Annotated in this window: 24 protein-coding genes; all 24 read right to left on the reverse strand. The window is 58.6% G+C overall.

Annotated features, from left to right (window positions below):
- Positions 1-4: 4 nt before the first annotated feature.
- The 24 genes from nuoK to J7416_RS11575 all read right to left on the reverse strand — a co-directional run bounded on the left by nuoK (position 5) and on the right by J7416_RS11575 (position 17710).
- On the reverse strand, positions 5-310 hold the full coding sequence (nuoK, locus tag J7416_RS11465) for an NADH-quinone oxidoreductase subunit NuoK (RefSeq protein WP_005984024.1): 306 nt from the start codon (positions 308-310) through the stop codon (positions 5-7).
- Between the two features lie 4 nt (positions 311-314).
- Entirely contained in the window at positions 315-917 is a 603-nt protein-coding gene (locus J7416_RS11470) for an NADH-quinone oxidoreductase subunit J (RefSeq protein WP_209224893.1), read from the reverse strand.
- Positions 914-1321 (reverse strand): carboxymuconolactone decarboxylase family protein, encoded by a 408-nt coding sequence (locus J7416_RS11475; protein WP_209224894.1) that lies wholly within the window; start codon positions 1319-1321, stop codon positions 914-916. The genes J7416_RS11470 and J7416_RS11475 overlap by 4 nt, the downstream gene beginning before the upstream one ends.
- The gene (locus J7416_RS11480; protein ID WP_209224895.1) at positions 1318-2010 is read right to left on the reverse strand and encodes a DUF4259 domain-containing protein; all 693 of its coding nucleotides are present in this window, start codon (positions 2008-2010) and stop codon (positions 1318-1320) included. Before J7416_RS11480 ends, J7416_RS11475 begins: the two co-directional genes overlap by 4 nt.
- Positions 2010-2504 (reverse strand): NADH-quinone oxidoreductase subunit NuoI, encoded by a 495-nt coding sequence (nuoI, locus tag J7416_RS11485; RefSeq protein ID WP_039524264.1) that lies wholly within the window; start codon positions 2502-2504, stop codon positions 2010-2012. The genes J7416_RS11480 and nuoI overlap by 1 nt, the downstream gene beginning before the upstream one ends.
- Positions 2505-2506: 2 nt before the next feature.
- Complete coding sequence (nuoH, locus tag J7416_RS11490; RefSeq protein ID WP_209224896.1) at positions 2507-3544, reverse strand: NADH-quinone oxidoreductase subunit NuoH; 1038 nt, start codon at positions 3542-3544, stop codon at positions 2507-2509.
- A gap of 207 nt (positions 3545-3751) precedes the next feature.
- Positions 3752-5773 carry an NADH-quinone oxidoreductase subunit NuoG gene (gene nuoG / locus J7416_RS11495; protein WP_209224897.1) on the reverse strand — a complete coding sequence of 674 codons (2022 nt, stop codon included), beginning with the start codon at positions 5771-5773 and terminating at the stop codon, positions 3752-3754.
- 3 nt (positions 5774-5776) lie between these two features.
- Positions 5777-6181: a DUF5333 domain-containing protein gene (locus J7416_RS11500; RefSeq protein ID WP_209224898.1), complete on the reverse strand. Its 405-nt coding sequence runs from the start codon at positions 6179-6181 to the stop codon at positions 5777-5779.
- A 98-nt stretch (positions 6182-6279) separates the two neighbouring features.
- Positions 6280-6630 (reverse strand): hypothetical protein, encoded by a 351-nt coding sequence (locus tag J7416_RS11505; RefSeq protein ID WP_348540264.1) that lies wholly within the window; start codon positions 6628-6630, stop codon positions 6280-6282.
- A 71-nt stretch (positions 6631-6701) separates the two neighbouring features.
- Positions 6702-7205, reverse strand: a complete 504-nt coding sequence (locus tag J7416_RS11510) for a DUF3291 domain-containing protein (RefSeq protein WP_209224899.1) — start codon at positions 7203-7205, stop codon at positions 6702-6704.
- Positions 7202-7618, reverse strand: coding sequence for an MAPEG family protein (locus tag J7416_RS11515; RefSeq protein WP_209224900.1), 417 nt, complete (start codon positions 7616-7618; stop codon positions 7202-7204). Before J7416_RS11515 ends, J7416_RS11510 begins: the two co-directional genes overlap by 4 nt.
- A gap of 5 nt (positions 7619-7623) precedes the next feature.
- Positions 7624-8922, reverse strand: coding sequence for an NADH-quinone oxidoreductase subunit NuoF (nuoF, locus tag J7416_RS11520; protein ID WP_209224901.1), 1299 nt, complete (start codon positions 8920-8922; stop codon positions 7624-7626).
- A 12-nt stretch (positions 8923-8934) separates the two neighbouring features.
- Positions 8935-9156, reverse strand: coding sequence for a DUF5337 domain-containing protein (locus tag J7416_RS11525; RefSeq protein ID WP_209224902.1), 222 nt, complete (start codon positions 9154-9156; stop codon positions 8935-8937).
- Between the two features lie 33 nt (positions 9157-9189).
- The gene (gene nuoE, locus J7416_RS11530) at positions 9190-10296 is read right to left on the reverse strand and encodes an NADH-quinone oxidoreductase subunit NuoE (protein ID WP_209224903.1); all 1107 of its coding nucleotides are present in this window, start codon (positions 10294-10296) and stop codon (positions 9190-9192) included.
- A gap of 21 nt (positions 10297-10317) precedes the next feature.
- The gene (locus tag J7416_RS11535) at positions 10318-10860 is read right to left on the reverse strand and encodes a hypothetical protein (protein WP_209224904.1); all 543 of its coding nucleotides are present in this window, start codon (positions 10858-10860) and stop codon (positions 10318-10320) included.
- Positions 10857-12080 (reverse strand): NADH-quinone oxidoreductase subunit D, encoded by a 1224-nt coding sequence (locus tag J7416_RS11540; RefSeq protein ID WP_171092178.1) that lies wholly within the window; start codon positions 12078-12080, stop codon positions 10857-10859. The genes J7416_RS11535 and J7416_RS11540 overlap by 4 nt, the downstream gene beginning before the upstream one ends.
- Positions 12080-12202, reverse strand: a complete 123-nt coding sequence (locus tag J7416_RS22805) for a hypothetical protein (protein WP_280636839.1) — start codon at positions 12200-12202, stop codon at positions 12080-12082. The genes J7416_RS11540 and J7416_RS22805 overlap by 1 nt, the downstream gene beginning before the upstream one ends.
- A 1-nt stretch (position 12203) precedes the next feature.
- Entirely contained in the window at positions 12204-12380 is a 177-nt protein-coding gene (locus J7416_RS11545) for a hypothetical protein (RefSeq protein WP_170422563.1), read from the reverse strand.
- A gap of 2 nt (positions 12381-12382) precedes the next feature.
- Positions 12383-12985 (reverse strand): NADH-quinone oxidoreductase subunit C, encoded by a 603-nt coding sequence (locus tag J7416_RS11550; protein ID WP_209224905.1) that lies wholly within the window; start codon positions 12983-12985, stop codon positions 12383-12385.
- 11 nt (positions 12986-12996) lie between these two features.
- The gene (locus J7416_RS11555; protein ID WP_037307875.1) at positions 12997-13530 is read right to left on the reverse strand and encodes an NADH-quinone oxidoreductase subunit B; all 534 of its coding nucleotides are present in this window, start codon (positions 13528-13530) and stop codon (positions 12997-12999) included.
- The gene (locus J7416_RS11560) at positions 13521-13886 is read right to left on the reverse strand and encodes an NADH-quinone oxidoreductase subunit A (RefSeq protein ID WP_209224906.1); all 366 of its coding nucleotides are present in this window, start codon (positions 13884-13886) and stop codon (positions 13521-13523) included. The genes J7416_RS11555 and J7416_RS11560 overlap by 10 nt, the downstream gene beginning before the upstream one ends.
- Before the next feature lie 176 nt (positions 13887-14062).
- Entirely contained in the window at positions 14063-14851 is a 789-nt protein-coding gene (locus J7416_RS11565) for a crotonase/enoyl-CoA hydratase family protein (protein ID WP_209224907.1), read from the reverse strand.
- Positions 14852-14860: 9 nt separating this feature from the next.
- A complete protein-coding gene (locus J7416_RS11570) occupies positions 14861-15715 on the reverse strand; it encodes a hydroxymethylglutaryl-CoA lyase (protein ID WP_170422569.1) in 855 nt (284 codons plus the stop codon).
- Positions 15716-15781: 66 nt separating this feature from the next.
- The gene (locus tag J7416_RS11575; RefSeq protein ID WP_209224908.1) at positions 15782-17710 is read right to left on the reverse strand and encodes an acetyl/propionyl/methylcrotonyl-CoA carboxylase subunit alpha; all 1929 of its coding nucleotides are present in this window, start codon (positions 17708-17710) and stop codon (positions 15782-15784) included.
- Position 17711 lies beyond the last annotated feature (1 nt).

Consider the following 17711-nt stretch of genomic DNA (forward strand, 5'->3'; position numbering starts at 1 on the left):
GCTCTCAGCCCTTCATCATATTAACGTCTTCAACCGCGATGGTACCGCGGTTGCGGAAGAAGCAGACCAGAATGGCCAGACCAATCGCCGCTTCAGCCGCCGCCACGGTCAGAACGAACAGCGTAAACACCTGCCCGACCAGATCACCGAGGAAGCTGGAAAACGCCACGAGGTTGATATTCACCGCCAGCAGCATCAACTCGATGCTCATCAGGAGGATGATGACGTTCTTGCGGTTCAGGAAGAGACCGAAGATGCCGATGACGAACAGCGTCGCCGCGACCGTAAGATAGTGTTCAAGTCCGATCATCGTCTTAAAGCCCTTGCCCCGGTTTCACGTCCTTCAACTCCATCGCTTTGGCCGGGTCGCGCATCATCTGGCCGACGATGTCCTGACGCTTGATGTCCTGACGGTGGCGCAGGGTCAGCACGATTGCGCCGATCATGGCCACCAGCAGGATCAGGCCCGCCAGTTGGAACAGAAGGAAGTATTGATCGTAAAGGATGACACCCAGCGCCTCGGTGTTGTGGCGGTCCGTCGGAACCGGCTGCGCCAGATTGGCCGCAGCACCTTGCGCGCTGTCCCAGGCCCCGAAGGCCATGACGAACTGCATCAGGATGACCAGACCGATCAGCAGAGCCAGCGGCATATAGCGCGCCATCTCGGCCTTAAGCTCGGCAAAGTCCACGTCCAGCATCATCACCACGAAGAGGAACAGAACCGCGACCGCGCCGACGTAGACGATTATCAGCAGCATCGCCACGAACTCGGCACCCAGCAGAACGAACAACCCCGCCGAGGACAGGAACGCAAGGATCAGCCACAGCACTGAATGCACCGGCTGGCGGCTGATCACCGTGAACAGCCCGCCGGTGATGGCGCTGATGGCAAACAGGTAGAAGGCAAAGACGGTCATTGATCCTCATCCTCGTTATCGCCCATGACCTCTTGCGCCAGATCCAGCGCGCGAGTCATGGCCGGGATGCCGGCAAAGACCGACATCTGACCGATCGTTTCCACGATCTCTTGTTTCTTGGCACCCGCTTCCAAAGCATGGCGCACAGTCTGACGCACCGCCGCATCCGCCTGTGCGCCCTGACAGGTCAGCCCGGCCAACGTCAGCAGCAGGCGGGTCTTGGCGTCCAGCCCGTCCTTGTTGACGGTGTTGCCGAACATCATCTCCATGACCTCTTTCGGCATGGTTGGCCACAGCGCTTCGAACCCCTTGGGCGAGAAGTTCTCCATCGCCGGGTTCATCGCCTTGGCCATGTCCTGAGCCTGCTTCATCATCGCGGCGAACGGGTTCATCTCATCGGTCATTGTGTTTTCTTCTCCAGACCGTCTATCCGGGCGGTCAGCGCATCCAGGCTATCGACCACAAAGTACCGCATATTCGTGATGTCCTTGTGGATCAGGTTCATCTTGCGCACCAAATGGCGCAATACCTCGACCTGAGGGTCACCGTCCGCTTTATCCGCCAGGCGCTCGATTTCGGACATCATGTCCTCATACACCCGGTCGACCTCGGCGCGCAGCGCATCTTCTGGCGTCTCATCCGGGTGTGGAGGGTCGAAATCGGTGCTGAGGTCATGTGCCTTTGCTGCCGCAACCAATCTTGTTGTTAGGTCGTCAACGCTGGCACGCCAAGTTTTGGTTTCGTCAGTATCAGCCCAAAGCTCGGCCAGTTCCGAGTCGTCATCGCCCACCCGCTTTAGCGCGGCCAGCGCCATGCCTACGGTGTCGTCGTAAAATGTGAACGACTTTGCCAAATCAAATGACTGTTTTGCCCCGTCGAGAGGCTGTCCAAGGGCTGATGCTACGATTTCGGCACCGGCAATAGCCGCTGCGCCGGTGTCTGCCTCCATATCTTCTACCGTGGTCGAGAAAACCTCTTCAAAGGTCGCACGCACGGCCTCAGCCCGCTCAAACGGCTGATCATATCCGTCCAGCGACACCAGCAGGTCAGCCGCCGTATCATTGTCGAAGCTATGTGGTCCCCAGGTTCCCATCAGCGATACGGTGCGTCCATTTCAAGGTTACGGGCAATCTCGGCTTCCCAGCGTTCGCCGTTGTCCAGCAGTTTTTCCTTGTCGTAGAACAGCTCTTCGCGGGTTTCGGTGGCGAATTCGAAGTTCGGACCTTCGACGATGGCATCGACCGGGCAGGCCTCTTGGCAGAATCCGCAGTAGATGCACTTGGTCATGTCGATATCGTAACGCGTTGTGCGGCGGCTACCGTCCTCGCGCGGTTCGGCGTCGATGGTAATCGCTTGAGCCGGGCAGATCGCCTCACAAAGTTTGCAGGCGATGCAGCGCTCTTCACCGTTCGGATAACGGCGCAGAGCGTGTTCCCCGCGGAAACGCGGGGACAGAGGGCCCTTTTCGTGCGGATAGTTCACTGTGGCTTTGGGGGCAAAGAAATACTTCAGCCCCAACTTCATGCCGACCCAAAAGTCTTGCAGCAAAAAGTACTTGGCGGCGCGGGTGTAGTCGATTTGTGTCATAATCAGCCTCCTACGCTCCAACGCGCAAACGCGCCCCAGAACCAGTCAAACTTCGCCGCGAAGGCCACGAAAACCACCCAGGCCAGCGAGAACGGCAGGAACACTTTCCAACCCAGCCGCATCAGCTGGTCATAGCGGTACCGCGGTGTGATTGCCTTGACCATCGCGAAGAGGAAGAAGAAGAACGCCATCTTGGCGACCATCCACAGCACGCCGTCCGGCAGGCCCGGAATGGGCGACAGCCAGCCGCCGAAGAACAGCAGCGTGGTCAGCGCGCACATCAGGAAGATGGCGATGTATTCTCCCGCCATGAACAGCAGGAAGGGCGTGGCGGAGTATTCGACCTGATAGCCGGCGACCAGTTCCGATTCCGCCTCGGGCAGGTCAAACGGCGGGCGGTTGGTTTCCGCCAGCGCCGAGATGAAGAACAGGAAGACCATCGGGAAATGCGGCAGCCAGTACCAGCTGAAAAAGCCAAAGCGGCCGTCTTGCGCCTCGACGATATGGCCGAAGTTCATCGATCCGGTTGAGATGATCACGCCGATGATGATCAAGCCGATCGACACTTCGTAAGAGATCATCTGCGCAGCAGAGCGCAGCGAGCCGAGGAACGGGTACTTTGAGTTCGACGCCCAACCGCCCATTATCACGCCATAAACCTCCAATGAGGACACGGCGAAGACATAGAGGATCGCGACGTTGATATCCGATAGGACCCAACCATCATTGAACGGGATAACCGCCCAGGCAATCATCGCCAGAACGAAAGAGGTCAGCGGAGCGAGAATGAAGACCGTGCGGTCGGCACCAGCAGGGATGACGACCTCTTTAACCACATATTTCAGCGCATCCGCCACCGATTGCAGCAAGCCATACGCGCCTACCACGTTGGGCCCTCGTCGCATCTGGACTGCCGCCCAGATTTTGCGGTCGCCATAAACGAGGAACAACAGCGAGATCATCACGAACGCAACGACTGCAAGCACTTGCGCCAGAATGATGATGGCTATTCCGCCTGGGGTGTTAAAGAAATCAGCCATTGGTCCTCACACCGTGGGTATTCCGTTTTCCGCGCGCGATGCTCAGGCCAAGTGCCTGCGCATTGAGCGGCTGGGTCGGCGGGTAGGTGTAAACAGCATCTACAGCCTTCGCGCTACCCTTTTCATTGTGTCTCGCACGCATTTCTTCGCCACCCGCACCGCAGGTTGCAGAGCTGGCCGTGAAACGCGATATGAGACAGGTCTGGTTCATTCTGCCGCGATCTTCTCGCCTTTACGTGCCTGGGCCTGCGCCGAAAGTTCGGCCATCAGCTGCGACGCGCGTGCGATTGGGTTGGTCAGGTAGAAATCCTTGACCGCATTCCGGAAAGTGGCCTGTCCCAGAGGACCGGCGTCCAGCGACTGGACCTCATTCTCGATCACCTGGTCAATCTGGGCCAGATGCGGCACGACCTCGATCAACGCCGTACGCAGTTGCGCCAGAGAGTCATATGGCAGCGTCGCACCCAGCTCGGCGGACAGCGCTCGCAGGATGGCCCAGTTCTCTTTGGCTTCGCCCGGTGCGAAACCGGCGCGCATGGCAAGCTGCGGGCGGCCTTCGGTGTTCACGAACAGCCCGTTTTCTTCGGTATAGGCTGCACCCGGCAGGATCACATCAGCACGGTGGGCACCCCGGTCACCATGGCTACCCTGATAGATTACAAAGGCACCCTCGCCGATTTCGACCTCATCCGCGCCGAGGTTATAGATCACGTCTGCGGCGCTGACCGCATCCATGCCGCCTTCGTTGGTGGCATCCACATCCATCGCACCGACGCGCGACGCGGCGGTGTGCAGGACCAACAGCCCGCTTTCGGTGTTCGCGGCAATCTTCTGCGCCGCGGCCAGCACTGCAGCGCCATCGGCTTCTTGCAATGCACCCTGACCGACGATGACCAGCGAAGGTTTGCCCTTGATCGCGTCGTCGCCGCCCATGTCGACGACCTTTTGCAAGGCTGCGCGATCGTCGCCCACATGATGATAGTCATACGTCAGATCAACCGCTGACCCCACCAGAGCAATATCCGCCCCATGCGCCCACGCCTTTCGGATACGCGCGTTCAGGACCGGAGCTTCTTCGCGCGGGTTCGTTCCGATCAGCAGGATGCGTTCCGCGCTGTCAATATCTTCGATCGTGGCTGTTCCAACATAGGCGCCACGATTGCCCGCCGGCAGTTTAGCCCCATCGGTGCGGGATTCGACGACACCGCCCTGCCCTTCGATCATCTGCTTCAGTGCAAACGCAGCCTCGACCGGAGCCAAGTCGCCCACAATTCCGGCTGGCTTTTCGGCCCCTCTCAACGCTTCTGCAGCTTTGGTCAGAGCCTCGGGCCAGCTTGCGGGGCGCAGCTTACCATTTTCGCGCACGTAAGGTTTGTCCAGACGCTGACGCCGCAGGCCATCCCAGACAAAGCGGGTCTTATCGCTGATCCATTCCTCATTCACACCGTCATGGTTGCGCGGCAGGAACCGCATCACTTCGCGCCCCTTGGTATCGACACGGATGTTCGAGCCCAAGGCGTCCATCACGTCGATACTCTCGGTCTTGGTCAACTCCCAAGGACGCGCAGTAAAGGCGTAGGGTTTCGAAGTCAGCGCTCCGACCGGGCACAGGTCGATGATGTTGCCCTGCATGTTCGAATCCAGCGTCTGGTTCAGGTACGAGGTGATCTCGGCATCCTCGCCGCGACCCGTTTGACCCATCTGCGTGATCCCGGCGACCTCGGTCGTAAATCGCACGCAGCGGGTGCAACTGATGCAGCGGGTCATCGCCGTACCGACCAGCGGCCCCAGATCCAGATCGTCTACTGCACGTTTGGCTTCTTTGAAACGCGAGCCCGAGACACCATAAGCCATCGCCTGATCCTGCAGGTCGCATTCGCCACCTTGGTCACAGATCGGGCAGTCCAGAGGGTGATTGATCAGCAGGAACTCCATCACGCCTTCGCGGGCCTTTTTGACCATGGGCGAGTTGGTCTTGACCTGCGGTGCCTCGCCTTCCGGCCCAGGACGCAGGTCGCGGACCTGCATCGCGCAAGAGGCCGCAGGCTTCGGTGGGCCGCCTACGACCTCGACCAGGCACATACGGCAGTTCCCGGCAATCGAAAGACGCTCGTGATAGCAAAAACGCGGCACCTCGACCCCGGCCTGCTCACAAGCCTGGATCAGCGTCATCGCACCATCGACTTCGATTTCCTGCCCATCGATATTGATCTTGCGGAGGTCAGACATGGTCTAGTTCGCCCTCAAATACACGCCAATGGCGCTGTTTCTTTCGATTTCCTTCTGCCCCAATGAGCAAAAAGACGTCGGATTGTCATAGGATACACCGTTCGCAGCCAGATAAGCCTCGCCCTTGGCGCGCATACGGTCTTTTTCGGCATCCGACTCTACGTAGGCGCGGATTTCACTGTCCGAGTAACCGAGGCTATTCGCTTTGGATTTCAGACCCCACATCACCCCGATCGCCTTCAGTCTGCGTCCGCTGATCGACGGGCAGACTTCCGAAATCTCGTTTGCGATAGCGATGTAGTAGAGTTCGTTGTCGATCTCTTTGACTTCGCGCAAAGGCGGTTTGGCTTCGGCCACAGTCGGAAGCGCCAGAACCGACAGCAAAGCAAGCAGTTTCATACCAGACATGAGCATTCCTTTCGTCTTGGACGCTCCAAGTCGATCGGGCGCAGCGGTGCTATTCAATAACACCTTCTGCATCATGTGCTGATATGCAAAAAACCGCATCATGGGCGTTGGCACGCTCCTGCAAAGGTCAGCTGATCATCGGCAATGCGCAGGTTCTGCGGCTCGGTATCGGGGCCAACTTTCCAGTCAATTTTGGACGTGCCAAACGCGCTGATGCAGAATTTGGTGCCCTCATAGCGCCCAGCCTCGCGAGCGCCGTCCAGAGACGCAGACGCGCCACGCACCACAACCGTAAACTCGGTCGGTGATGCCCGTTTATCCACAGGTTTCGCTTTGGCCCGGAAAGCCTTGCCATCAAAGAGAATACGGTCGCTGGACGCCGTACCACAGGCTGACACCAGCAACAGCCCTGCAATGCCCGCCATAATTGTGAGTTTCGTTTTCGCCACTTTGGCCACTCCTGTCCGGAGGCTGGCGTTTGCGCGGCCGTAAGTAACAGACGATTGTGTCATCATCCCATTCACCCCGCCGCGACCTCGGCACAACGATTGTCGCGCCACTTGCTTGCCTGTTTCAATTCTGCCCATCCAAAGGCGTGTTCACTTGGGCCATCCCGGCGCAAACGTTCCAAACGTTCCAGCGCCTCATCCAGCCCCGGACGGTGCCCATTTGGGACCCACCACATCACGAAATGCTGGTCCCCCAGCAGCTCAAACCATTCCTGACGACGCTCGTAGAACTGTTTGTGGATGGTTCCCCATACAAACTGCTCAAGGCTTGCAACATCTTCCCAAACCGTCAGATTGGCCACAAACTGCGGATCTCCACCAATAGCGTTTTCGGTGTTCCCCGTTCCCGGCTCGCCCGATCCTTCCATCATCCAGACAAAGCCCGGCATCCGCTTGCCAAGGCCATTGACCCGATCAAGATTGGCCATGAATTCAGCAACCCGCGGATCGTCCGTCGGGGCCAACAGGCGGCCAACATTCAGTTCGGCCAGATGATATCCGCTGGGTTGTTTCAAAATGCAGCCACCAATGCCATCAGGCCGAGGATGACCATGCACGCCCAACCGCCCACGTAAGCCATGGACCGCAAACCGCTATTCGGTTTGCCAATACCACGCAGGTGGATCACCAGCATCACCACACGTGCAACCAGCGCAACTGAGGCCAAAAGGTTCACCCAGAACGGGTTTGCGCCCAACAGGATCGCCGCGACTGTAACCGCCAAAAAGGCCGGCAAGGTTTCCGTGCCGTTCAGGTAGGCCCGGTTCAGACGATAGGCCTTATCCGAATAGTCCTGCTGAGGCGTTGCGCCGGGTGCCAGCCCCTGGCCTGCCTTTGCCAGCGCCGAAAACGGCGACATGAACAGAACGATCAGGGTGAAAATCACCAATGACGCGATCGCATGAGAATATTGAGCATAGGCTTCCATTATTCCTACTCCGCCGCCATCGCACCCATACGGCCCGACTTCTGGGCCTTGATGCGGTCCTCGATCTCTTCGCGGAAGTTGCGGATGAGGCCCTGGATCGGCCAGGCCGCCGCATCTCCGAGCGCACAGATCGTGTGGCCTTCGACCTGTTTGGTCACATCGAACAGCATGTCGATCTCTTCCAGTTCGGCCTCGCCCTTCACAAGACGGTCCATCACGCGCATCATCCAGCCGGTGCCTTCACGGCACGGCGTGCACTGACCACAGCTTTCGTGTTTGTAAAACTTAGACAGCCGCCAGATCGCCTTGATGATGTCCGTGGATTTGTCCATCACGATCACCGCCGCTGTCCCCAGGCCCGAGCCCAGATCATTGCGCAGATGGTCAAAATCCATGATCGCGTCGCGCATGTGCTCGCCACGCACGCACGGCACTGACGAACCACCGGGGATGACGGCAAGCAGATTGTCCCAGCCGCCGCGAATGCCGCCGCAATGGGTCTCGATCAGTTGTTCGAACGGGATCGACATCGCCTCTTCAACTACGCAGGGATTGTTCACATGGCCCGAGATGGCAAACAGCTTGGTGCCTGCGTTGTTCTGACGGCCAAAGCCCGCAAACCAGTCTGCCCCACGGCGCAGGATGGTCGGCACAACCGCGATTGATTCCACATTATTCACCGTGGTTGGGCAACCATAAAGACCCGCGCCCGCCGGGAACGGAGGTTTCATCCGCGGCATGCCTTTCTTGCCCTCAAGGCTTTCGATCAGCGCGGTTTCTTCGCCACAAATATAGGCCCCGGCCCCGTGGTGCAGGAAAAGATCGAAATCCCAACCCGAACCGGCCGCATTCTTGCCCAGCAGACCGGCGTCATAGGCCTCATCAATCGCGGCTTGCAGAGCTTCACGCTCGCGGATGTACTCACCGCGCAGGTAGATGTAGCACGTATGTGCGTTCATCGCGAAAGACGCGATCAGGCAGCCTTCGATCAACGTGTGCGGATCATGGCGCATGATCTCGCGGTCCTTACAGGTGCCGGGCTCGGATTCATCAGCGTTCACGACCAGATAGGCCGGGCGACCGTCGCTTTCCTTCGGCATGAACGACCATTTCAGACCAGTTGGAAAACCCGCACCGCCACGACCACGTAGGCCCGAGTCCTTCATCGTCTGGATGATCCAGTCACGACCCTTATCGATCAGGCCAGCTGTGCCATCCCAATGCCCGCGGGCCTGCGCGCCTTTCAGCGTCCGCTCGTGCATCCCGTAGATGTTGGTAAAGATCCTGTCCTGATCCTTCAGCATCGTGTCTTACCTTCAGCTATCCTGACGCATGCGCCAGAGTTGAAAAATGTTCACGCCCGCATAGATGAACCCCGCCAATGCGGCGAAATCAAAGAGCAGCGCATAGCGCCCCGGCAAACCCAGCGCGGGACCAATGAACAGGGTCATGGCAAGCCAAAACAGCATGGTCACGGCGATGACCACCCCGATGTGTCGGCCCTTGCGGGCGATGGCTTGCTCTTTGTCCTTGTCCATCTCACTTTGGTGCCCCAAGGGACACCTTCCATCCTAGTCTTCGTAAGTGCCGTCTTCCTTGGCACGCTTCGCAAAATCCGTTTCTTCGCCCTTTGCCAGTTGGGCCGCTTGGGCAATCCAGCCGTCCCGCTCGATCCGGCCCTTGAACTTAAGCCGGGTGTCGACCCAGGCCACCTCTTCCGGTGTCCATGCGGCAATCTGGTCGAAGTGGAAGAAACCAAGCTCGTTCAGTGTCTGCTCCAGCTTGGGGCCAACCCCTTTGAGCATCTTGAGGTCATCCGCCTTTCCACCCCGAGCTGCGGTCAAGGTTTCGGGCTGATCCTCTTGAATTTCGGCTTTTTTTGCCTCTTCGGCCTGCTTGGCCGCAGGCTTGGCGGGTGCCGGCGCTTTTGGTGGTTTTGGCGCTGCCTTGGTTGCTGTCGCCTTGCCATCCTTACCCAGCCACGGCGTCAGGATCGGAACCTCGGTCCCGTCGATGCGCTTGACCGTATCCCCCAGATCGTCCGCCAATTCGACACTGGCGTTATACTGCGGCTTTCCAGCCTCATAGTCCTTAAGGCTGGTCAAACCGTTCAACGGCTCTGCCGCGTATCGCCCGTTCTGCGGGCCGGGGGTCGGAACTTTGCCAGCCGCAAGATCGTCGAGGATTTTGCCAAAGCTCTCGGCGGTCAGGTCCTCGTAGTAATCCTTACCGATCTGCGCCATCGGAGCGTTGGTACAAGATCCGAGGCACTCTACCTCTTCCCAGCTCAATTTTCCATCAGCGGACAGTTCATGCGGCTTGGCCGCGATCTTGTCTTTGCAAACCGCAATCAGATCTTCGGCTCCGCAAATCATGCACGACGTCGTGCCGCACACCTGAATATGCGCCGCAGACCCAACCGGTTGCAGTTGGAACATAAAGTAGAACGAGGCCACTTCGAGCACGCGGATATAGGCCATGCCCAGCATATCGGCGACGAATTCAATCGCCGGACGGGTCAGCCACCCCTCCTGCTCCTGCGCGCGCCACAGCAGAGGGATCACCGCACTGGCTTGGCGGCCTTCGGGGTATTTTGTAACCTGCGCTTCGGCCCATTGCTGGTTGGCAGCGGTGAAGGCAAAGCTTTCGGGTTGTTCAGGGTGAAGACGGCGGAGCATTACAAATCGTACTTTCTATACCTATTGACCTGTTTCTACGGTCCATAAAGTTGTACCTGCACTTTGATGTTCGGGTCTTGGGTCAACACTAACGGCGTTCTGGTTCGTCGCGAGCAGGCGCACGCCTTTAGGCGTGAGCAGTGACAAACTGTCGCCAAATCTCACAACCATTGAAAGCGCACGATTGTCTTGACGACCGGCACCGTTCTTCAATCCGACCAACGCAAATTCGTATTCAAGGTCATTGTAGGTCAAAAATACGCCCTCCTCGTCCCACTTTTGCGCAAGAAAGTCAGCGTCCAAAAGTGGGTTATGCTCAACCAAGGCCTCGTGTATTCTCTCAATATCACCTTCGCTAAGGTCTTTGTGATTGTGAATTGTCACATTCTCTGCTTCTAAGTGTTGAGAGTGGGTAGTCTTAATTTGTTCCCACGCCTCAAGTTCCTTTTGAAAATTCAGATAAAAGGCCAAAAAGCCTGCCATTCCACCAATTGCAGCTGACCCAAGTGCTAATATCGCCAGAACGCTCTTTGAAATATCTCCCAGAGACTTTACGTTGCTCACCGATCAATCTCCCCAAACACCACATCCATAGTACCAATGATCGCCGCAACGTCCGCCAGTTGGTGACCCTTCGCCACGTGGTCCATGGCTTGCAGGTGCAGGAACCCCGGCGCGCGCAGTTTGGCGCGGTAAGGTTTGTTGGTGCCGTCGGCGACCAGATAGACGCCGAACTCGCCCTTGGGGGCCTCTACGGCGGCGTAGACCTCACCTGCGGGGACGTGGAAACCTTCGGTATAGAGCTTGAAGTGATGGATCAGGCTTTCCATCGAGGTCTTCATGTCCGAGCGTTTCGGCGGAGTGATTTTGCCGCGTGCCAACACGTCACCGGGGCATTCGCGGATTTTAGCGATGGCCTGACGGATGATCAGCAGCGACTGGCGCATCTCTTCCATACGGACGAGATAGCGGTCATAGCAGTCGCCATTCTTGCCGACGGGGATCTGGAACTCGAACTCGTCATAGCATTCATAGGGCTGCGCGCGGCGCAGATCCCAAGCCAGACCGGAGCCACGGACCATCACGCCCGAGAAGCCGTATTTCTGGATGTCATCCTCGGTCACGACACCGATATCGGCATTGCGTTGTTTGAAGATGCGGTTTTCGGTCAGCAGACCGTCGATGTCATCCAAAACGGCGGGGAATTCGTGGCTCCATGCCTCGATATCGTCCAGCAATTCAGGCGGCAGGTCCTGATGCACACCCCCGGGGCGGAAATAGGCGGCGTGCAGGCGGGCACCACAGGCGCGTTCGTAGAACACCATCAGCTTTTCACGCTCTTCAAAGCCCCAGAGCGGCGGCGTCAGAGCACCGACGTCCATCGCCTGCGTGGTCACGTTCAGCAGGTGGTTCAGAATGCGCCCGATCTCGGAATACAGCACCCGGATCAGCGAGCCACGGCGCGGCACCTCGACCCCGGTCAGCTTTTCGATGGCCAGACACCAAGCGTGTTCCTGGTTCATCGGAGCAACGTAGTCCAGACGGTCGAAATACGGCAGGTTCTGCAGATACGTCCGGCTTTCCATCAGCTTTTCGGTGCCACGGTGCAGCAGGCCGATATGCGGGTCGCAACGCTCGACAATCTCGCCGTCCAGCTCAAGCACCAGACGCAGAACCCCGTGCGCCGCAGGGTGTTGCGGGCCGAAGTTGATGTTGAAATTGCGGATCTTCTGTTCCCCGCTCAGCGCGTCCGTGCTGCCGTCATCATATCTTGAGCCGTCCATCAACGCCCCCGTTTCTTTTTCGCTTCGGCCCGAACCCGAACCTTTTCAGCCTCAGCCGCCTTTGCCGCAGCCCCGGCCAGCAGCACGCCCAGCGCGCCTAAAACGATCAATTCGCCCATCATGTCAGCGGCGCTCCATCTCTTGCAGCTTCATCGCCATCATCCACAGCAGGACAATCACAACCGGAGAGATGATGCATGCAAACGCCCAGTTCTTGTTGATCCCGAAATGCGGCAACAGCTTGATCATCGGTACGACAGTCGCCACCACCAAGACTATCCAGATCAGGAACTCGAACATGATTAGGTCTCCTGTTTCTCATCCCCGGGTAGAATGTAGTTCGCACCTTCCCATGGGGACATGAAATCGAACTGACGGTATTCCTGCACCAGGCTAACCGGTTCATAGACCACACGCTTTTGCGCCTCGTCATATCGGACTTCGGTGTAGCCGGTGGTCGGGAAATCCTTTCGCAGCGGATAGCCGCGGAAGCCATAGTCGGTCAGGATGCGTCGCAAGTCCGGGTGGCCCGAGAACAGGATGCCAAACATGTCGAACACTTCGCGCTCGAACCAATTGGCAGAGGGGTGTACGTCGACGATCGAGGGTACCATGTCCTCTTCGCGGATCGACACCCGCAGGCGGACACGCTGGTTCTGATACATCGACAGTAAGTGGTAGACGACGTCAAAACGTTTCGCCCGCTCGGGATAGTCCACACCGGTAATGTCGACCAGGGTCGAGAATTTACAGTTCTGGTCGGATTTCAGGAACTCCACGAACTCTACGATGTTCGAAGGTGCCACATCCACATTGAGCTCGCCGTGAGTGACATCCCACGACAGCACGCAATCCGCCCGTTTAAGTTCCAGCTGTGCGCCGAGTTCCTTGAGTGCTTCGCTCATCAGCTCTCTCCTCAGCGTACGATGGTGCCGGTTCGGCGGATTTTACGTTGCAACTGCATCAGGCCGTACAGCAATGCCTCAGCGGTCGGAGGGCAGCCGGGGACATAGATGTCCACCGGAACGATACGGTCGCAACCGCGCACGACGGAGTAGGAATAGTGGTAATATCCACCACCATTCGCGCAGGACCCCATCGAGATCACATAGCGCGGCTCGGGCATCTGGTCATAAACCTTACGCAGCGCAGGGGCCATCTTGTTGGTCAGGGTCCCGGCCACGATCATCACATCCGACTGGCGTGGGGACGCACGTGGCGCAATGCCAAACCGTTCCGCATCATAACGCGGCATCGAGGTGTGCATCATTTCGACCGCGCAACAGGCCAGACCGAATGTCATCCAGTGCAACGATCCGGTGCGGGCCCAGTTGATGATGTCCTCGGTCGAGGTCAGCAGAAAGCCTTTGTCCTGCAGCTCGGCATTCAGGGCCTGGGTGGCGACTTCCTTGTCGACGCCGGCGGTGTTTGCACCCGTCATCACTCCCATTCCAGCGCCCCTTTCTTCCATTCATAGGCAAAGCCGATGGTCAGAACGCCCAGGAACACCATCATGGACCAGAAACCCACGTCGCTAATGTCTTTGAAGCCCACCGCCCACGGGAACAGGAAGGCGATCTCCAGATCGAAAATGATGAAAAGGATCGAGACCAAGTAGAAGCGAACATCAAACTTCATCCGCGCATCGTCGAAGGCGTTGAAACCGCATTCATATGCGCTGACTTTTTCGGGATCGGGATTGCGAACGGCCAGTACAACGGCCGCCAGAATCAAAACGATTCCAAGGCCCACAGCTACGGCCAGAAACACCAGAATCGGGAGGTACTCCCGCAATACGTCTTCCACGTACAGCTCCTTTCCTGCGCATACCCCAAAAGGGAGCGCCGTCAATTGGCGTGTTGACTGGACATTCTCTATCCGCGCGGGGTCAGAGGGTCAACCGAACACAAACGCGCAGGGGGCTAATATTCATCTTGGCGCAGCCCCGGCATGCCCAGTCTCAACTGCGTTGCAGGTAGTGCCTAAACCTTACTAATCCATGCAGGTTTTCGTTTTTCAAAGAACGCACCGATTCCCTCTCTGGCCTCGTCTGTTTCCCACCTGTCGACCAGTTGACCAATTGTGTGATCGATCACGGCATCGTCAATGCGTGGGCCCAGTTGCCGGACCAGTTGTTTTGCGGACGCAACCGCCCCCGGCGCACAGGAAAGATACGGGTAAACTTCGGCCTCAATCGCATCGTCAAGCGCATTGGCGGGTACTGCCTTGGCCAACAAGCCAAGCTCCACCGCCTCGCTCGCACCGAACAATCGGGCGGACATAAACACCCGGCGCGCGCGGGCTTCGCCCATACGTGCTATGACGTAAGGACCAATCGTCGCGGGGATCAGACCCAGCTTGGTTTCGGTTAGGCCCATTTTGATCGTATCCGCGCCAATCGCCACGTCACAGACCGAGGCCAACCCGACGCCCCCGCCGAAGGCGTTGCCCTGCACCGCTCCGATCAGCGGCTTGGGCAGCGTGTTCAGTGCCTGCAGCATCTCGGCCAGCTTGCGCGCTTCGACAAACCGGGTCTCGGATTCTGCCGCCATCTGTGCCTGCATCCAGCCCAGATCTCCGCCCGCGCAAAAGCTCTTGCCAGCACCGGTCAGAACAACAACGCGCACCGCCTCGTCAGCGCCCAACTGTGCTGCAGCCTGTGTCAGCTCGGTGATCATCTGCGCCGACATGGCGTTGTGCTTTTCGGCGCGGTTCAGGGTCAACGTAGCTACGCCGCGGTCATCCGTGGCCAGCGAAAGTGTTTCAAACATAACTGCTCCTTACTCGGACCGCATGGCGCGCGCCATTTGCGCGGCTTCTTCGATGATACCCAGACCGATCCCGGTCTGATATCCAAGCCGTTCCAGATGGGCGACAACCGCCTCGGTCGCCACGTTCCCAGCCGCGCCCGGAGCATAAGGACAACCACCCAAGCCCCCCACGGCACTGTCGAAAACCCGAACGCCCAGCGCCAACGCGGCGTCGATATTGTCTATGGCCCGCCCATTGGTGTCGTGAAAATGCCCCGCCAGCCGGGTCATCGGCACACGCTCGCGCACCGCCAGAAGCATATGGGCGATCGTGTCGGGCGTCCCCTGCCCGATCGTATCGCCCAGCGATACCTCATAGCACCCCAGCGAGAACAGACGATCCGCGACCTCGGCCACCTTCTCGGGCGGGGTCGGCCCGTCAAAGGGGCAATCGGTCACGCATGAGACGTACCCGCGGACCGGCAAGTCGATGTGACGCGCGGCCTCGAGGATCGGAGTGAAACGTTCGATCGACTCCTCAATGGTCGCGTTGATATTGGCTTTCGAGAACCCCTCGGAAGCTGATGCAAACACCGCGATCTCATCCGCTTTGGCTGCCAGAGCGTCCTCGTACCCGCGCATATTGGGCGTCAGGGCGGCATAACGGACCCCGTCTGCCCGCGTGATACCTGCCAGCACATCCGCGCTGCCTGCCATTTGCGGCACCCATTTGGGTGACACAAAGCTAGCGACTTCGATGCGGTTGAACCCCGCGCGGCTCAGGCAATCGACCAGTGCCACCTTTTCGGCCACGGGGATCTCGCGTTTTTCATTTTGCAATCCGTCACGCGGACCCACCTCGAAGATTTCGACCCGATCACCCATGGCTGTGCCCTTTTCTGATTGCCGCGTTCATTTCGACTGTGCCACGTCGCGCGGAGACTGGACAGATCATTCCTCTTCCAGCCGAACCAGCGCCGCACCGGCCTCAACCTGCGCTTCGTCTTCGGCCAGAACCTCGGCCACAACACCGTCGCGGGCGGCTAGAAGGGAATGCTCCATCTTCATGGCCTCAAGGATCGCCAGTCGATCACCTTCCTGAACCGCCTGACCGACCTGCGCAAACACGGCTTTGACAAGCCCGGGCATCGGGGCCTCAATGACATTGGTATCGCCTGCAGCACTGGTATCGCGTTCCAACGGATCAACGATCTCAAAGACTTGCCCGTAGTTTTCGAAAACGGTGACCTGCGCGCCCGCAACCACCACATGCGGCATTGCGGAGCCATCGATCATCCACCCACCTGAATCACGCTCGGCAAGTATCGTCTTTTCACCCACCTGCCAGATTTGCCGCGACGGTCCTTCGACCTGAACGTCCAAGTCGATGACATCGCCCGCGTGAAGCTGAACTGCGCGATGCAGGGGTGCCCAAAGCGAGAATCCGGTTTCCTCATTCGTGTCGACTAGGTCCAAAGCCACCATCGCAGCCGCAACCAGTGACTTTGCGGAGGCCGGCTTGGACTCGACCAGCGCCTCCAAGTCGCGGCCGATCAGGCCGGTATCGACATCGCCCGCGGCAAATCCGGAATGGCGCGTCAGTGCCCCAAGGAAACTCAGATTGGTGACTGTGCCCGCAACCTCGGTCCCTTGCAGGGCACGGTGAAGCTGTTCCAGTGCGACCGCACGTGTTGGTCCATGTACGATCACCTTGGCGATCATCGGATCGTACCAAGGGCTGATTGTATCGCCCGCGCGCACTCCGCTATCAGCGCGGCACCCTTCGGGGAATTGCAGGTGGGTCAGCGTACCGGTCGCAGGCAAAAATCCTTTTGGAACGTCCTCGGCATAGAGGCGTGCTTCAAACGCATGTCCAGTGATCGTCAAATCATCCTGCTGCATCGGCAGGCTCTCCCCTGCCGCGACGCGCAGCTGCCATTCAACCAGATCGACACCCGTGACCGCCTCGGTCACTGGATGCTCGACCTGAAGACGCGTGTTCATCTCCATGAACCAAAAGCGATCCGGGCGCAGACCGTCAGAGGCATCAACGATGAACTCAACCGTCCCTGCCCCTTTGTAGCCAATCGCCTCGGCAGCACGCACGCCCGCCTGCCCCATCGCTTCGCGCATTTCAGCGGTCATGCCCGGGGCCGGAGCCTCTTCGATCACCTTCTGATGGCGGCGCTGCAGTGAACAGTCCCGTTCGAACAGATGCACCGCATGGGTTCCGTCGCCGAAGATCTGAACCTCAATGTGGCGCGGCTTGGCGACGAATTTTTCAACCAGTACCGCATCATTGCCAAAGGCTGTTCGCGCTTCACCCCGGGCGCTGTCCAAAGCGGCGCTGAAATCCTCGGGGCGGTCGACAAGTCGCATGCCTTTGCCACCACCGCCAGCGACTGCTTTGATGAGTATCGGATAGCCGATGGTGTCGGCCGCGCCTGCCAAGTGCTCGGGGTCCTGATTGTCACCGTGATAGCCGGGCACGACAGGAACACCCGCCTGCTCCATCAAGACCTTGGCCGCATCCTTCAGCCCCATTTTTCGGATCGCGTCTGCCGACGGGCCAATAAAGACCAACCCCGCCGCTTCAACGGCGTCGACGAAGTCCGGGTTTTCAGAAAGAAAACCATACCCGGGATGGATCGCCCCTGCGCCAGTGTCCAGCGCAGCCTGAATGATCATATCGCCTTTCAGGTAGCTCTCTGCCGGGGCAGCGCCGCCAATATGCACCGCCTCATCCGCCATCTGCACATGCTTGGCGGATGCATCCGCATCAGAATAGACAGCTACACAAGCCACACCCATCTTCTGCGCCGTTTCCATGACCCGACAAGCAATCTCACCCCGGTTGGCAATCAGGATTTTGTTGAACATC

It is taken from the genome of Ruegeria sp. R14_0, from assembly GCF_017743975.1.
Lineage (GTDB): Bacteria > Pseudomonadota > Alphaproteobacteria > Rhodobacterales > Rhodobacteraceae > Ruegeria.

Coding starts and splice junctions, on each gene's coding strand:
- nuoK (WP_005984024.1), bottom strand. CDS start 310: ATGATCGGACTTGAACACTATCTTACGGTCGCGGCGACGCTGTTCGTC.
- J7416_RS11470 (WP_209224893.1), bottom strand. CDS start 917: ATGACCGTCTTTGCCTTCTACCTGTTTGCCATCAGCGCCATCACCGGC.
- J7416_RS11475 (WP_209224894.1), bottom strand. CDS start 1,321: ATGACCGATGAGATGAACCCGTTCGCCGCGATGATGAAGCAGGCTCAG.
- J7416_RS11480 (WP_209224895.1), bottom strand. CDS start 2,010: ATGGGAACCTGGGGACCACATAGCTTCGACAATGATACGGCGGCTGAC.
- nuoI (WP_039524264.1), bottom strand. CDS start 2,504: ATGACACAAATCGACTACACCCGCGCCGCCAAGTACTTTTTGCTGCAA.
- nuoH (WP_209224896.1), bottom strand. CDS start 3,544: ATGGCTGATTTCTTTAACACCCCAGGCGGAATAGCCATCATCATTCTG.
- nuoG (WP_209224897.1), bottom strand. CDS start 5,773: ATGTCTGACCTCCGCAAGATCAATATCGATGGGCAGGAAATCGAAGTC.
- J7416_RS11500 (WP_209224898.1), bottom strand. CDS start 6,181: ATGTCTGGTATGAAACTGCTTGCTTTGCTGTCGGTTCTGGCGCTTCCG.
- J7416_RS11515 (WP_209224900.1), bottom strand. CDS start 7,618: ATGGAAGCCTATGCTCAATATTCTCATGCGATCGCGTCATTGGTGATT.
- nuoF (WP_209224901.1), bottom strand. CDS start 8,922: ATGCTGAAGGATCAGGACAGGATCTTTACCAACATCTACGGGATGCAC.
- J7416_RS11525 (WP_209224902.1), bottom strand. CDS start 9,156: ATGGACAAGGACAAAGAGCAAGCCATCGCCCGCAAGGGCCGACACATC.
- nuoE (WP_209224903.1), bottom strand. CDS start 10,296: ATGCTCCGCCGTCTTCACCCTGAACAACCCGAAAGCTTTGCCTTCACC.
- J7416_RS11540 (WP_171092178.1), bottom strand. CDS start 12,080: ATGGACGGCTCAAGATATGATGACGGCAGCACGGACGCGCTGAGCGGG.
- J7416_RS22805 (WP_280636839.1), bottom strand. CDS start 12,202: ATGATGGGCGAATTGATCGTTTTAGGCGCGCTGGGCGTGCTGCTGGCC.
- J7416_RS11545 (WP_170422563.1), bottom strand. CDS start 12,380: ATGTTCGAGTTCCTGATCTGGATAGTCTTGGTGGTGGCGACTGTCGTA.
- J7416_RS11550 (WP_209224905.1), bottom strand. CDS start 12,985: ATGAGCGAAGCACTCAAGGAACTCGGCGCACAGCTGGAACTTAAACGG.
- J7416_RS11555 (WP_037307875.1), bottom strand. CDS start 13,530: ATGGGAGTGATGACGGGTGCAAACACCGCCGGCGTCGACAAGGAAGTC.
- J7416_RS11565 (WP_209224907.1), bottom strand. CDS start 14,851: ATGTTTGAAACACTTTCGCTGGCCACGGATGACCGCGGCGTAGCTACG.
- J7416_RS11570 (WP_170422569.1), bottom strand. CDS start 15,715: ATGGGTGATCGGGTCGAAATCTTCGAGGTGGGTCCGCGTGACGGATTG.
- J7416_RS11575 (WP_209224908.1), bottom strand. CDS start 17,710: ATGTTCAACAAAATCCTGATTGCCAACCGGGGTGAGATTGCTTGTCGG.